Source organism: Litoreibacter ascidiaceicola (assembly GCF_900129235.1).
In the GTDB taxonomy this organism is placed as follows: Bacteria; Pseudomonadota; Alphaproteobacteria; order Rhodobacterales; family Rhodobacteraceae; genus Litoreibacter; species Litoreibacter ascidiaceicola.
Map to the genome: position 1 here is coordinate 1 of NZ_FQUV01000008.1, position 14,116 is coordinate 14,116.

Genomic DNA, 14,116 nt, shown 5'->3' on the forward strand with positions numbered 1-14,116 from the left:
GGCCACTCGCGCAGCTGATCCGACCGTCAGTCTTGAAAATGACCACAAAATCCATCAAAATCCGTCAGAACAGGCATCACTTGGGAAATGTCAGCTCAATGACGATTGGCAATTCTGCGCGATAAAATCGCTCGATGATGGCTTTGCCAAACTCGATGAGGAAAAGCGAACCATCTTCTTTTTTGACGACTTCCTCGGTCAGATTGAGCTTGATCGCCAAGCACTCGTTCAACGGGATGGGCAATTGGCGAGATTTGTGAAGCGCGTTAGAGCTTCCAAAAACGCGCGTTTCATTCTGACCACGCGTGCACACATCTTTGAGGAAGCACGAAGACTTTCAGATCATATGGATGAAGGTCGCTTCCAGCTTTCAAAATTTCTGCTAGATGTTGGGCAATATACCCGCTCAATCAAAGCGCGCATCTTGTTCAACCATCTTGCCGCATCAGATCTGACTGGTGGCCACATAGAAGCTCTGCTTCAGGGTGATTGGCTGAAGAAGATAGTTGATCACCGAAACTACAATCCGCGCCTAATTGCGCATATAGCTGCAGAGTGTCCTGAAGACTTGGACGAAACCGCTTATCCCACATTTGCCTTCAAGATCCTCGAAAATCCTGCGCTGATCTGGGCCAAGGCATACCGCAGTCTCAGCATGCGCTGCCAAAACCTGCTTGTGGCTCTCTACTTTGGCAATCAGTATCACCAACCTATTGGGGTTCTGCGGAAAAACTTCAACGCAATACATAACAAGATTTGCGAACACTATTCACAGCCGTCAAAACCAGAGGACTTCGAAGAAGCTCTCAAATCACTCGAGTCTGGCTTTGTTGCCATATCCGGTCAGCAGGTGCGGTTTGTGAATCCATCAGTCCGCGACTTTCTAAAGGAACATTTATCTGATGGAGATTTTTTGGGCCTGCTCCCGACCCTTTGCGTACGAGCCGAATGGGCCCAGAATCTATGGAGCCACTTAAAACACACGTTCCAGACCGATCCCGATAAACTGAAAGCTCTGGCGCTAGCATTCTTAGAGTTTGCGAACAAACTGGACCAAATCCCCAACTTCGCGAAGGTGAAGTCGGAACAGCACCATTATTGGTACCGCAAACTCGATGACCTTTCTATCGCTGAACGAGGATCTCTTCTGCTTGATCTGTTTGAGCAATCCGACGACTCTCGCTTTCTCGATGCCGCGATCTCAGCCTTGAAGAGCGAGGCTCTTGGGTTCGAAGCGTCACGTGATTCCAGAGATTTACCAGAACTTCACTGGAGGATTTCCAACTTTGTCGATGATGATGTGGATAGCAAGGCGGTCTTGCTTGCTTCGGTAGAGTCCGCGCTAGTGAGTGCAATCGAAGCTGGCATTCCGATGGACGAATTAGTCGCCGTGAAAGACGCCATAGACGAATACCTTGATGAAGCTACTGATCTCGAACCCATCGAAGACGCGATAAACTCCGCGATCGACTATGAGTTTGATGAGGTTTCAGAAACAATCTCTGACCTTTCTTCCGAAAGTGAACTGAATGAACATATCGAGATGCTGGAGTTCATTGCACGGCACACCGGTCGCAGTGCCGAAGCCGCTAAAAACGTGGTGCTTGAGAAAATCAGTGAAATTGAAGTGTCAGACTATGGTGACTACCAACCAAACTCTCGTGGGCGAAGCAGTCACGCCGATACAGAGTTTTCCGACATGATGATGCTTTCCAGCAAACCGCTCCAGATATCCGAAGCCCGAGAGACGAAATCGGGGGTCATGAAGGCTAGGATGAATTGTCCACCGCGATCCAATCCCTCGTATACGCGGGACCAGTTGATCTCGATCGTCATGTAGGCGGCGACCATGTAGGCGCAGAACGCGCTCAATAGTCCCCAACGCAGCATCGGGTTTGTGACAAAGGGTGGTCGGCGCCATGTTTTGCCAAGGATTGCTTCTAGTTCCGTGCTCATTCGGCGGCCTCGATTTCGTTGCCGTCGTCGTCGACCTTCTTGATCGTCGCTTCCCAGTCTTCTTCGCCATAGATCGTTGTCAGAACATCTGGTGTCAGGGCCTCTGGTGGGCCGTCGAATTCCATCGCGCCGAAACGAAGTCCGACGACACGCTGAACGAACATCTGCGCTAAGGCGACGTCATGGATGTTGATGATCGCCGCGAGGCCGCGCTCAGAGCACAGCTCGCAAATCAGGCGCATTATCTGGCGGCTTGTTTTCGGGTCAAGTGATGCCGTTGGCTCGTCGACAAGTAGCAGTTTCGGATTCTGAATAAGTGCACGACAGATGCCGACGCGTTGCCGTTGACCACCGGACAATTCGTCGGCGCGCTTATCGGCCATGGCTAGCAGTCCCACGCGATCCAGGAGGCGGAAGGCCTCATCTACATCTGATTGTGGATAGTGGCGAGTAAGGCTGCGCCAGAAGCCGACATAGCCGAGCCTGCCGGAGAGGACGTTTTCCATCACGGTCAGGCGTTCGACCAATGCATATTCTTGAAAGATCATTCCCATTTCGCGCCGCGCGCGGCGCAGGCCCGAAGATTTCAAGTGTGTAAGTTCGGTTTCGTCTAGCCAGACCTCTCCAGATGTCGGCTCAACCAGCCGGTTTATGCAGCGGATCAGGGTTGATTTTCCCGCTCCGGAGGGGCCGATCAGCGCCAGCACTTGCCCTTCAGGCATTTCGAGATCGATCGACTTCAAAGCCTGATCGCCCGTGGGATAAGTTTTCACGAGCTTTTTGAGTTTCAGCATGTCCAGCCTCAGTTGACGTAGTCAGTTCGGCGGCGCCCAAATGAGCGCCGCCAATTAGGGTTGGCCTATTGGCAAGTATAACTGACGTCGTTTGCCGCGTCGATTTTGCGGATCACGTTCCAGAAGTCTTTGTAGTTCATTTCAATGAACTGCGACTCACCACCTTTGCCAAACTCGGCCTCAAGCGAAGTGCCGGCCCATTCGAACGAAAAGAAGGCATCGCGAATGCTGGCTTTCAACTCAGGCGTCAGGTTGTGCGCGGTACCAAAACCTGTGGTTGGGAAGGTCTCTGACTTGTAAAGCGACACGATCTGGTCAGCTTTGATCACATCACGCGCGACCATGCGCGTAATCACTGTGTTGGCGACAGAAGCGGCCAAATAGTCTTTATTTGCTACGCCGAGGATCGAGTTATCATGCTTGCCGGAAAAGACCGGCTCAAAATCTCGCTCTGGCAGCATGTCATAGTCGGCTTTCAGAATAGCGCTTGGTGCCTTGAAACCCGAATTTGAGGTGGGCGAAGTGAAGGCCAACTGCTTACCTTTGATATCCGCGACGTCTTCGATACCAGAGCCGGGATAGGTGATGATCTCCATCTCATAACCGAAGCCGCCATCGTCGGCCGCCATGATTGTGAACGGGTTAAAGCCCGCGCAGTTTACCGCCAGCGGGTTGGAACCTGTGTTAAAGCCTGCAATATGCAAACGGCCGGAGCGCATGGCTTCGATTTGGGCTGCGTTTGATTGCACCGGGAAAAAGACGATGTCTTTACCGGTCTTTTCCTTTAAGTGATCCAGAAAGTCAGCCCAAGCAGCTTTGTACACGGCCGGATCTTCAACTGGCGTATACGCAAAGATCAGCGTATCGGGGTCGACTAACTCAGACGCGTCATCAGGTGTATCGGCGACCAGATCGCCATCACGGTCGCAATAGCGAGCATCCAGATCGCCACGCGGACAGTCTTGTGCCCAAGCCCCGCTAGCGGCGATCGACATAGCGGCAATTGCACCGGTCGTAGCCAGTAGTTTTTTCAGTTTACTCATGTTTTTTCCTCCCTTGGTTTTCAATTACACCTGCTTCTTCAGGGCAGATGTTGGTAAGCTAGCGTGCTACAATCACCTCAACATTGGCTCGATCGAGTGACTTGGCCAGATCTTCTGCGGGTGCCTGATCGGATATTATGGATGACACGTCGGATAGGCTGCCCACCTTCGCCAGACTCTTGCGGCCAAATTTCTCACCGTCAATCAGAAGGTGGGATACTGCACTTTGGCGCAGCATAATGCGCTTGATGGCCGCAAATCCCCGTATCGCTTCCGACGGGCCTCTTTCGGAAAGTGCCGAAGCGCCGATCAAGCATCTATCAACACAGTGGCGTTCTAGAAACTCGATCGCATCGGTTCCGATCACCGCGGATTCGGACGCGAGATAGTCACCGGGGCAAATGATGACTTTGGTCGCCTCGCTTTGACCAAGGGCCATCGCCACCGGAAAGCTGTTGGTAATGACGGTGCAAGGCGTGCCGTCAAACGCAAGAAACCGTGCAAGCTGCAGGGTCGTTGAGCCGGAATCAACCATAAGTGTTTCGCCGGGTTGTACCAGATTTGCGGCCCTGCGACCGATCCGCTCACGTTCTGCGACACGGGCCGTCGCCCGCTCGTCAAATGTCGGGTAGTGGCCGGACGTTAAGGCCAGTGCCCCGCCATGCGCGCGATCCAAAAGACCGTCAGCGCTTAACTTCTCAAGATCACGCCGAATGGTTTCGGTGGATACGCGAAAGCGACCAGCAAGTTCGGAAATACGGACATGTGGACGCAGTCGAAGTTCGAACAGGATCTGCTTGCGTCGTTCCTGCTTGCGCAGCTTTGGTCGTGTTTCAAGGTCAACGTCAACTGACATGCGCACTTTCAGATTTTGAGCAAGAATCCCCAACTTGAGTGCAAAAGTGTGGAGTTTCCCAACTATATGCAAGAAAAAATGTTGCATAAGGCAGATTTCGGTGCTCGGATCATGCCAATGACGGCTGTAAGACGGTCCGGCGTGGTGACAATGGTTATCCGCCGGTGTGCGAGAAAACACTCGGATCGGATGAACTAGGTGATCCAGATAATTGGAAATCTTGCGGGCGCGATTGCGCTTCTGCTCTGGTCTGTGCGGCTGGTGCGCACCGGGATTGAACGAGGATTCTCCGGCCCCCTTCGTACGGGGGTGCGGCGGGCATCTCAGAAGAAATCTACAGCAGCTGGAAGCGGCGTGGTCGCTGCTATTGCCATGCAGAGTTCGACTGCGGTCGCGATGTTAGTCGCTGGTTTCGTGTCGGCTGGAACGCTTCCTGCAGCAAGCAGCCTCGCTGTTATACTTGGTGCGGATCTCGGTTCGTCAATCGTCGCGCGAATTCTGCTGACGCCAATCGCAGTATTGGTGCCACTTCTATTGGTCGTTGGCGTGGGGCTTTTTCTGAAAGGCCGTGCACGTCGCATTAAGCAGACAGGGCGCATCATTATTGGCATTGCGCTTGTGTTGACGTCACTCTCCATGATCCGCACCGCGACTGCTCCCTTGCAGGATAGCGAAATAACGGCGCTCATCTTCTCCTATCTGTCGACTGATCTTGTCACCTCTTTCTTGCTGGGTGCGGTGTTGGCGTGGGTTACCCATTCAAGTGTGGCAACGGTCCTTGCGGTCGTCGCGATGGCATCCGAGGGCGTCCTTCAAGCGCCTGCCGCCGCCGCAATCGTTCTTGGAGCCAATCTTGGCGGTGCTACAATACCGGTATTGCTGACACTTTCCGGAGCACGCTCCGCAAGGCGGGTCATGTTCGCCAATTTGCTGATCCGTGGGGGTGGTGCGTTGCTGGCGCTACTGATTTTGGTGCAGTGGCAAAACCAGCTTAGCCTGCTTGGTGCGACTGCCGCCGTCCAATCGATCAACCTACATCTCGTCTTTAACCTCGTGGTGCTGCTGTTGGGGTTGATGTTGATCAACCCGATGCTGCGTGTGGCAAGCACAATTCTCCCTGATATCGCCCTATCAAAACCGCGCCGGATTAGCGCCCTAGATACGGCACTGACTGATCCAGATCGTGCACTCGCAAGCGCAATGCGGGAAGTTCTGGAGATGGGAGAGCAGGTACACGCCATGTTAACCCCGGTATTGGGACTGTTCCGCGACTGGGATGACGATACCTACCGCGCCATTCTTGATAGCGAAGACGAAGTTGACCGGATGCATTTCGAGGTGAAGCTGTACATCGCGCATCTTCAGGAGGGCGTTCTGTCCGGCAGACAGGCCAGACGTGCGATGGACATCGCGACGATATCTAACCATCTGGAAGACGCAGGTGATCAGGTGTCCTCGAATTTAACCGACTACGCTCAACGCCTGCATGCGGAGGGGCTATCTTTTTCGGACGACGGATGGCGCGATTTGTGTGATTTCCACGATCAGGTTTTGTCTAACGTCCAGCTTGGTTTGAATGTGCTGATGACCGGAGATGCGGAGGCTGCAATCCAGCTTGTTGAAGAAAAAGACCGCATGCGTGATGTCGAACAGCGGCTTCAGGCCCACCATCTTGACCGCCTTCGCAAAGGCAATGTTGCGAGCCTCGAAACCAGCAATCTGCATCAAGAAACTATCCGCGCTTTGAAGCAGGTGAACACCGCGTTCACCTTCACGGCATACCCCATCGTCGAGGCGACTGGAGGGCTGCTGTCCAGCCGTCTTGCAAGCACTGAAGGAGGCGATTGACTAAAGTAAGCAGCCGAAAAAAGTTGACGGGGCCGAGTTAGAGGACATGCTGTACTAGCCGATCATGAACATCGTGAAAAAAGCGTATCGTCGAGAATGTTGCTGCCAACGAAAATGACCAAGAATAATATCAAGTAAATCCTAGGGAGGAAAACATGAATAATATTAAAAGACTGCTGATCCCATCACTTATTGCAATGGCTGCAAGTGTAACGGCCGCGCAAGCGGAAAAGCTGACGCTATATTGCTCTGCGCAAGAAGACTGGTGCCAGCTCATGGCGCGTAGTTTTGAAGATGCGACAGGCATCGACGTCAATATGACCCGCAAATCCTCTGGTGAAACTTTCGCCCAAATCAAAGCAGAATCGTCCAACCCCAAGGGTGACGTCTGGTGGGGCGGCACTGGTGATCCGCACCTGCAAGCCGCTGAGGAAGACCTGACTGAGCCATATGTCACACCAATGCGTGGCGAGCTGCACGACTGGGCGATTTCCCAAGCAACGAGTGCTGGGGACAAAACGATCGGCATCTATTCCGGCGCTTTGGGGTACGGTTACAACACCGATCTTCTCGCGGCGAACAACCTGCCGGAGCCTGCCTGCTGGAAAGACCTGCTGAAGCCCGAATACAAAGGGCATGTGCAAATGGCGAATCCGAACTCCTCCGGCACCGCGTACACGACGCTTGCCACTATGGTGCAGCTGTTTGGTGAGGATGAAGGCTTTGATTTCATGAAGGGCCTGCACTCCAACGTGAACCAATACACCAAGTCCGGTTCTGCCCCGATCAAAGCTGCGGGTCGTGGCGAGAACACCATTGGCATCGTGTTCATGCATGACGCTGTGAAGCAGGCAGTCGCTGGCTTTCCCGTAAAGGTTGTGGCCCCGTGCGAAGGCACTGGCTACGAGATTGGCTCCATGTCGATCATTAAAGGCGCGCGCAACATGGACGAGGCCAAGAAGTTCTATGACTGGGCGCTTTCAACCGACGCACAAAACCTTGCGCTGGAAGTAAATGCGTTTCAGGTGTCGTCGAACACGGGGGCGGAAGCATCGCCATCTGCACCCGACATGTCATCGATCAAGCTGATTGATTACGACTTCAAAACCTACGGATCGTCGGCAGAGCGCAAGCGTCTGTTGCAAAAATGGGATGAAGAAGTCTCAACCCTTCCGCATTAAATCTTGCGCAATTCTACAAACACTAAGACCACCCACCCGGCCCTGATCTTTTGGATTGTGGCCGGGTGGGTCGGGTTTCTGCTTCTGCCTTGGTATGGGGTCGAAGACGGAATCCTTTCATTCGAATGGCTGATAGACGGCTATCCGTTCGACGAGGACTACGCACCGGCGGCCTTCCTTATCGCACAGGGAGAGAAGCTGTGGCTCGCTCCATTATTGTTACCGCTTGCATTGTCGCTTGCCGCGTTAGGCCGCCCGAAGAGTGATCCGCTTTACGCAAAAATCCTTATCCTGACGGGTGCACTCGGCTTCGGTTGGTTGACGGCCCAAGGCTTCGGAATTGGCATTCGCGGGTTCAACTTTGATTGGCTCAAAGCGTTGTTCGGAGAGTTAGGCGACCGCCAGTTCGGCATGGGGCTTGGTGCGATGATCGTTGCTTCGGCATTCCTGTTTATCTTCACCCAAGGCATAGCCGCACGCGGGGCGATTAACGGCGATGTATTTGTCGTTAGCGCCATTGGGGGCGTGATCGTCATCGTAACGACATTCGTATTCTTCCCGATTGCCAAGATGTTGTTAGCTGCTTTCATCACAGAAGAGGGGAGTTATTCCGTTGGCGTTTTCGCAGCTAAATTTTTCGACGACCGGCTTTGGGGGCTTGGCTGCCTAAGCGGTGGCCGGTGTGGCGTAGCGTGGAATTCGCTGTTCCTTGCCGTCCTCGTTGGTTTGCTGACAACGGTTCTTGGCCTTGTCTTCGCACTCGTCGTCACGCGGTCCGGGTTTCGATTCAAGCGTGCGCTCAGGGCGCTGACTGTGCTTCCCATCATCACACCACCTTTCGTCATCGGCTTGGCGTTGATCCTGCTGTTCGGGTTATCGGGGGCGGTCACGCAATTCACATCCGACCTGTTCGGCGTCCAACCCACCAGATGGCTTTATGGCCTGCCGGGCGTTCTTATCGCGCAGGTTTTGGCGTTCACGCCCATCGCCTTCCTCGTGTTGATCGGCGTGGTTGAGGGCGTCTCGCCGTCAATGGAAGAAGCAGCGCAAACGCTGCGCGCCAACAAGTGGCAGACGTTCCGCACAGTGTCGCTTCCGTTGATGCGGCCCGGCCTCGCGAATGCTTTCCTGTTAGGATTTATTGAGAGCATGGCCGATTTCGGCAACCCGCTCGTCCTCGGCGGCAACTTCGACGTGCTGTCGACAGAGATTTTTTTCGCCATTGTAGGTGCGCAATATGACCAAGGCCGCGCGGCTGTTCTGGCTATGGTGCTGCTGTTCTTCACGCTTTCGGCATTCTACGCGCAACGCGCGTGGCTGGGTAAGAAAAGCTACACGACAGTATCGGGCAAGGGGGATGCTGGCGTTCACCCAATGATGCCAAACGGATTGGCGATTCCGGTCTTTGTTATTGCTGGCGCATGGGGCCTGTTCACAATCGTAATCTACGGCATGATCCTTTACGGCAGCATGGTCGAGCTATGGGGCGTCAACAACACACTGACCTTCAAGCATTATGTCACCGCTTTCTCTGTCCGCATCGAAGACAGCGGCATCCGCTGGACAGGGGCCGCGTGGGATAGCTTCTGGACGACGATTTATATCGCTGCAGCGGCGGCTCCGCTCACGGCCGTGGTTGGCCTGATCACGGCTTACCTGCTGACCCGACAAACCTTCGCAGGTAAGAACGCGTTTGAATTTGGCACCATGCTCAGCTTTGCCATTCCCGGAACGGTCATTGGCGTCAGTTATATTCTGGCCTTCAACGTGCCGCCGATAGAGATCACGGGAACAGGGTTGATCCTGATCATCAGTTTCATCTTCCGAAACATGCCCGTTGGTGTCCGCGCGGGCATTGCGTCGATGTCGCAACTCGACAAGTCACTGGATGAGTCATCCCTAACCCTTGGAGCGAATAGTTGGCAGACCTTCCGAAAGGTGATCCTGCCGTTGCTACGCCCTGCAATTTTGGCCGCACTTGTCTACAGTTTTGTCCGCGCTATGACGGCGATTTCAGCGGTGATCTTCTTGGTTTCGGCAGAATATGACATGGCGACCAGCTACATCATCGGGCGTGTCGAGAATAACGACTACGGCCTTGCCATCGCCTATTCCACCACGCTGATCTTCGTGATGCTGTCGGTCGTGGGTGTCATGCAGCTTATTGTCGGGCGAACCGAAATCGGGCGGCGCATGAGCCAGTCGCGCACCAATGTCTGAGGGACCATTATGAAAATTAGCTCCAAGGCGGCGCCAGTCAGCTTCCAGAACGTCAGCAAAATCTATGGCCGCGATGTCTTGGCTGTGGACGACGTGAACCTGGATATTGAGGCTGGCAAGCTGGTCACTCTTTTGGGGCCATCAGGCTGTGGCAAGACCACGACACTGCGCATGATCGCGGGGTTGGAGATGGCAACGTCTGGCCACATCCTCATTGGGGATGCTGACGTAACTACCTTGCCCGCAACAGACCGCGACGTGTCGATGGTGTTCCAGTCCTACGCGCTGTTCCCGCATATGTCGGTGCTGGAAAACGTGTCCTATGGTCTCTCGTTCTCGGGCTTCACGAAAGCCGAAACGCGGGAGCGGGCCTTGGTGGGCCTTGATCTGGTCGGCCTCAAGGGCTTCGACACCCGGTTGCCAAGCGAGTTGTCGGGTGGTCAGCAGCAGCGCGTCGCTGTCGCCCGTGCCTTGGTGCTGGAGCCTCAGGTTCTGTTGTTTGACGAACCACTTTCCAACCTTGACGCCAAGCTGCGGCGGCAGGTGCGTGAGGATATCCGCGCCATTCAGAAAGACCTTGGGTTAACGGTGGTCTACGTGACCCACGATCAGGAGGAGGCATTGGCCGTGTCGGACGAAATCGTCGTCATGCGCAACGCAGCGATTGCCCAGATTGGCACGCCGCGCCAGCTTTACGACGCGCCGGTGGATCGCTTCGTCGCGGACTTCATTGGCGAGGCAAACCTGCTGCCCTGCAGTATTGAGGTCGTGGCTGGAGAGCAGGCGACCATTGCCATCGAAGACTACCGCTACGACCTGCCATCGCGTGGTATTCCTGTTGGGCCTGCCACAATGGCGGTCCGCCCGTCACGTTTGGTTATCGGGGCCAAGGACGGATTTCACGCGAAGGTTGCCAAAGCCACCTATGTCGGTGTGCGAATGGAATACACGCTTGAGGCCGCATTCGGATCAATGTTTGCTGTGCAAGATGATGTCGATACGCCGCTGGAAGTTGGAACCGAAGTGACTGTCGGATTTGCGGAAAAGGGGCCGGTATTGCTGCCCGAAGGTTAGACCTCGGTCGCAAACGCCTTCTCGGAAATCTCAAGGAGCCGATCAAATACGACGGGAGTCCCGACGACGACACGTCCACCATCGGCGATCATCGCATCCGCGTCTTGCATTTCAACTTGCCCGCCTGCTTCCGCGACGAGAAGTTGACCAGCCAAACAATCCCACGCGTTCATGTGCTCTTCGGAATAGCCAAGCAACCGCCCCGCAGCGACGTAAGCCAATGACAAAGCACCGGAGGCATTGCGGTGGAACATCGCGCCTTCTTCAACCAAGCCCGCAACCAATCGCACGATGCCGCTGCCGTCAACACGGTTCGAATACCCTACGCCCACAGTCCCTTCCGAGAGTTTGCGTTGGTCGTTTATCAGGATTGGCTTGCCATTGAGGGTTGTCCCATTCCCGGCTTTGGCAGCGTAGGTTTCGGAATTGCAAGGGTCGTGAATGACGCCAATCTGCGTTTTGCCGTTACTCACACCCGCAACGACAACTGTCCAAGCCGGAATCCCGTTGATAAAGTTGGTCGTTCCATCAATTGGGTCTATCACCCAGGTGAAGCCTGATGTTCCCGGCTTTGGCGCGTCTTCTTCCCCTACGATGGTATCATCGGGAAAGGCGTCTTCCAGCAGGCTGCGTGTCAGTGCTTCGACCTCGCGATCGGCTTGGCTCACGAAGTCCTGATGGCCCTTATGGTCAATTACAAGTTCGTCTTGGTTCTTGAAATAGTGCAAAGCAAGCTGCCCCGCTTCGAGGCAAATCGCAGTTAAAGTGTCGAGTCGGGATGCAGGGTCCATAATGCGAGAGCCTAGCGACTTTCCCGGAGCGGTAAAGGGCAACAACCGCCGTTGGTCAGATCATTTTGATTGCACCGGGCTCGACAGCCAGAACGTAGCCTTTGCGCGCGATGTTCTTTATCAACAACTCGCTCATCATCTGGTTGCCCAAGTGGTCACGCAGCCGCTTGATGCGTGTCGCGCCAGAGGCCTCGTCGCAATCAACTTCAGGTTTACCTGAAATCATCGACTCGATTTCCAATCCGGACAGAATGTCGTCATCAAGGCGTGCTTCTGCCAAGACAGAAAGCGTTTCCAATGCGGCTTCGGTAAGTTTGAACTCCATGTCATTGATCTGCACAATTCGTTCGTCGCGGCTTACGATCAGTGAACTGACTTGAATTCCGCTCTTCTCGATTTCGGCCATTCGGCGCGCGAGGGTGACGAGGAAAACAATCGACACCAATGCAGCGATAAGCAACGCGGTCGCGAAGACAAGCAGCACGAAAATGATGAAGCGATAGGAGGCCAGCGTGTCGGAAAAAGCAGTTCCTGATTGCGCAAGAATTTCCAAAAGCCGGATCTCGCCACCTTGGGTCAGAGCATCATTTTCGATGAAGATGCGTTCGACCCGAATGTTGAAGGCGTTGGCATCAGGCAAGTTCAGAAACAGCACGAGTGCAGCGACAACCAGAATGCCGACAATTACAGCCATTCCGATGACAATAACTTGAGTTGGTGAAGGGGCCTTAGAAGCGGAGGAAATATGGTCCGGCATTCGCTTTCCTCCCGTTCAAGCCACCTTCGTCAAACAGTGACACAATATTAAGTAAGGTCCAGCCAGCTGCCGCCAAGCGTGGTGCGATAGCGCTTGCAGCTGCATTGGGCGAGTTGCAGGCCGAGTTTGGCAGCTTCATCACGCCATAGTGCAGCTTCAGCGGGTTATCCTTCTTGGCCTTGTAGTCAGCATAGCACGCAGCATTGGCTGGGAATGCGAGGGCGGACAATCCAAGGGCGAGAGCAGGTATGAGAATGCGGTGTTTCATGAGATGACCATGATCCGCGCCGTCCCGTTATACAATATCAAGCCGTGTTTTTAGGCGCGTTATCCAATAACTGCGCGCTGTCATTGAACGACGCTGCGATCAGCGGCCAAGGTCAATCCATCAAAAGCCTGCCAACACGGGCCCTATGAAAGGAAAGACCATGACTCGCCAATTTATTGCTGCTCTCCTAAGCCTCTCACTTGGATTTAGCGCCATGACGCCCGCGCCCGCTAGGGCAGATGAAGATGTTGTCAAAATCATAGCCGGCTTGGCGCTGCTTGGAATTCTGGCAAACGCTGCAAAGAAAGATGACCGTCAAGTCGTCACGCAAAACCAGCATCGCCCACGCCAAGTGAAGCCGAACCGCCCGCGCCATGTCAAGAAGGTTGCCCCGCGTCGGTGCTTACGTGAACAATGGACCCATCGCGGTAAGCGCGACGTCTATGGTGCCCGTTGCATGAAGAACAACGCCCGCCACGCTTTACCACGAAACTGCAAGCGGAAGGTCGAAACGCGGAACGGTGTAAGTCAGTTCTACACGCCGAATTGCCTGCGCAAGAATGGCTGGAAGGCATAATCAACTCAGATAATCGAGCAGGAAGGGCGGACCGAAAGGTCTGCTCTTTTGCATTTGGCGTAGGTGGTTGCGCTTGGTCTCGAATCCGGTTCTTGCTGTTTGGATGTTGGGCCCGGATTTTTCGTATGAGCAGGCATTGATTGCCCGCGGAGTTGTGACCATCGCAGGCACCGATGAGGTCGGCCGTGGCCCTTTGGCTGGTCCCGTGGTTGCAGCTGCGGTCATTCTGGACCCAAGCAACATTCCCGAAGGCTTGAACGATTCAAAGAAGATCAGCGCAAAGAAGCGCGATGTGCTGTTTGACGTCATCAGGTCTTGTGCACGGTTCTGTGTCGCTGAGGCGTCCGTTGAGGAAATCGACGAGCTGAATATATACCACGCTTCGCATCTGGCGATGTGTCGCGCGGTTGAGGGGTTGGGTGCGGTTGACCATGTTCTGGTCGATGGCAACAAAATCCCCCGCGAGATGGTCCCGCCAGCGACCGCGATCGTGAAAGGGGACGGCAAGTCACAGTCAATTGCCGCGGCTTCAATATTGGCCAAAGTGACGCGCGACAGACACATGGATGCACTTGCGCAACAATACCCCGGCTACGGATGGGACAAAAATGCCGGTTACCCGACTAAGGGCCACATTTCTGCCCTAATTGAACTTGGTGTGACCCCACATCATAGACGTAGCTTCAAACCGGTCCACAATATCTTGTGTCACCTATAATTTTCAACACATTGAAATATAAAGATTTTGACA

13 protein-coding genes are annotated in these 14,116 nt (G+C 54.3%); 7 read left to right on the top strand and 6 right to left on the bottom strand.

Annotated features, from left to right (window positions below):
• On the top strand, positions 1–1,840 hold a 1,840-nt coding region (locus BUB72_RS18885; RefSeq protein WP_175549181.1), incomplete at its 5' end, for an nSTAND3 domain-containing NTPase.
• Between the two features lie 112 nt (positions 1,841–1,952).
• Here BUB72_RS18885 and phnC read toward each other — a convergent pair.
• The 3 genes from phnC to BUB72_RS15265 all read right to left on the bottom strand — a co-directional run bounded on the left by phnC (position 1,953) and on the right by BUB72_RS15265 (position 4,649).
• Positions 1,953–2,750, bottom strand: a complete 798-nt coding sequence (gene phnC / locus BUB72_RS15255) for a phosphonate ABC transporter ATP-binding protein (RefSeq protein WP_073145518.1) — start codon at positions 2,748–2,750, stop codon at positions 1,953–1,955.
• A gap of 65 nt (positions 2,751–2,815) precedes the next feature.
• Positions 2,816–3,793 carry a phosphate/phosphite/phosphonate ABC transporter substrate-binding protein gene (gene phnD, locus BUB72_RS15260; RefSeq protein ID WP_073145520.1) on the bottom strand — a complete coding sequence of 326 codons (978 nt, stop codon included), beginning with the start codon at positions 3,791–3,793 and terminating at the stop codon, positions 2,816–2,818.
• A gap of 58 nt (positions 3,794–3,851) precedes the next feature.
• Positions 3,852–4,649 (bottom strand): DeoR/GlpR family DNA-binding transcription regulator, encoded by a 798-nt coding sequence (locus BUB72_RS15265; protein WP_073145824.1) that lies wholly within the window; start codon positions 4,647–4,649, stop codon positions 3,852–3,854.
• Between the two features lie 198 nt (positions 4,650–4,847).
• On the opposite strand from BUB72_RS15265, the gene BUB72_RS15270 reads away from it, so the two are divergent.
• The 4 genes from BUB72_RS15270 (at position 4,848) to BUB72_RS15285 (ending at position 10,972) form a co-directional block, all read left to right on the top strand.
• Positions 4,848–6,497 (top strand): Na/Pi cotransporter family protein, encoded by a 1,650-nt coding sequence (locus BUB72_RS15270; protein ID WP_073145522.1) that lies wholly within the window; start codon positions 4,848–4,850, stop codon positions 6,495–6,497.
• 155 nt (positions 6,498–6,652) lie between these two features.
• Positions 6,653–7,678: an ABC transporter substrate-binding protein gene (locus tag BUB72_RS15275; RefSeq protein ID WP_073145524.1), complete on the top strand. Its 1,026-nt coding sequence runs from the start codon at positions 6,653–6,655 to the stop codon at positions 7,676–7,678.
• A 3-nt stretch (positions 7,679–7,681) separates the two neighbouring features.
• On the top strand, positions 7,682–9,898 hold the full coding sequence (locus BUB72_RS15280) for an ABC transporter permease (protein WP_073145526.1): 2,217 nt from the start codon (positions 7,682–7,684) through the stop codon (positions 9,896–9,898).
• A gap of 9 nt (positions 9,899–9,907) precedes the next feature.
• Positions 9,908–10,972, top strand: coding sequence for an ABC transporter ATP-binding protein (locus BUB72_RS15285; RefSeq protein ID WP_073145528.1), 1,065 nt, complete (start codon positions 9,908–9,910; stop codon positions 10,970–10,972).
• On the opposite strand, the gene BUB72_RS15290 is transcribed toward BUB72_RS15285, so the two are convergent.
• The 3 genes from BUB72_RS15290 to BUB72_RS15300 are packed head-to-tail and all read right to left on the bottom strand — an operon-like array spanning position 10,969 to position 12,788.
• A complete protein-coding gene (locus BUB72_RS15290) occupies positions 10,969–11,763 on the bottom strand; it encodes an inositol monophosphatase family protein (RefSeq protein WP_073145531.1) in 795 nt (264 codons plus the stop codon). The two genes, BUB72_RS15285 and BUB72_RS15290, sit on opposite strands and share 4 nt — an antisense overlap.
• A gap of 55 nt (positions 11,764–11,818) precedes the next feature.
• Positions 11,819–12,457 (bottom strand): winged helix-turn-helix domain-containing protein, encoded by a 639-nt coding sequence (locus BUB72_RS15295; RefSeq protein ID WP_425435177.1) that lies wholly within the window; start codon positions 12,455–12,457, stop codon positions 11,819–11,821.
• Between the two features lie 34 nt (positions 12,458–12,491).
• The gene (locus BUB72_RS15300; protein ID WP_073145533.1) at positions 12,492–12,788 is read right to left on the bottom strand and encodes a hypothetical protein; all 297 of its coding nucleotides are present in this window, start codon (positions 12,786–12,788) and stop codon (positions 12,492–12,494) included.
• 160 nt (positions 12,789–12,948) lie between these two features.
• On the opposite strand from BUB72_RS15300, the gene BUB72_RS15305 reads away from it, so the two are divergent.
• A complete protein-coding gene (locus tag BUB72_RS15305) occupies positions 12,949–13,365 on the top strand; it encodes a hypothetical protein (protein ID WP_139250698.1) in 417 nt (138 codons plus the stop codon).
• A gap of 103 nt (positions 13,366–13,468) precedes the next feature.
• Complete coding sequence (locus BUB72_RS15310) at positions 13,469–14,083, top strand: ribonuclease HII (RefSeq protein WP_073145828.1); 615 nt, start codon at positions 13,469–13,471, stop codon at positions 14,081–14,083.
• Positions 14,084–14,116 lie beyond the last annotated feature (33 nt).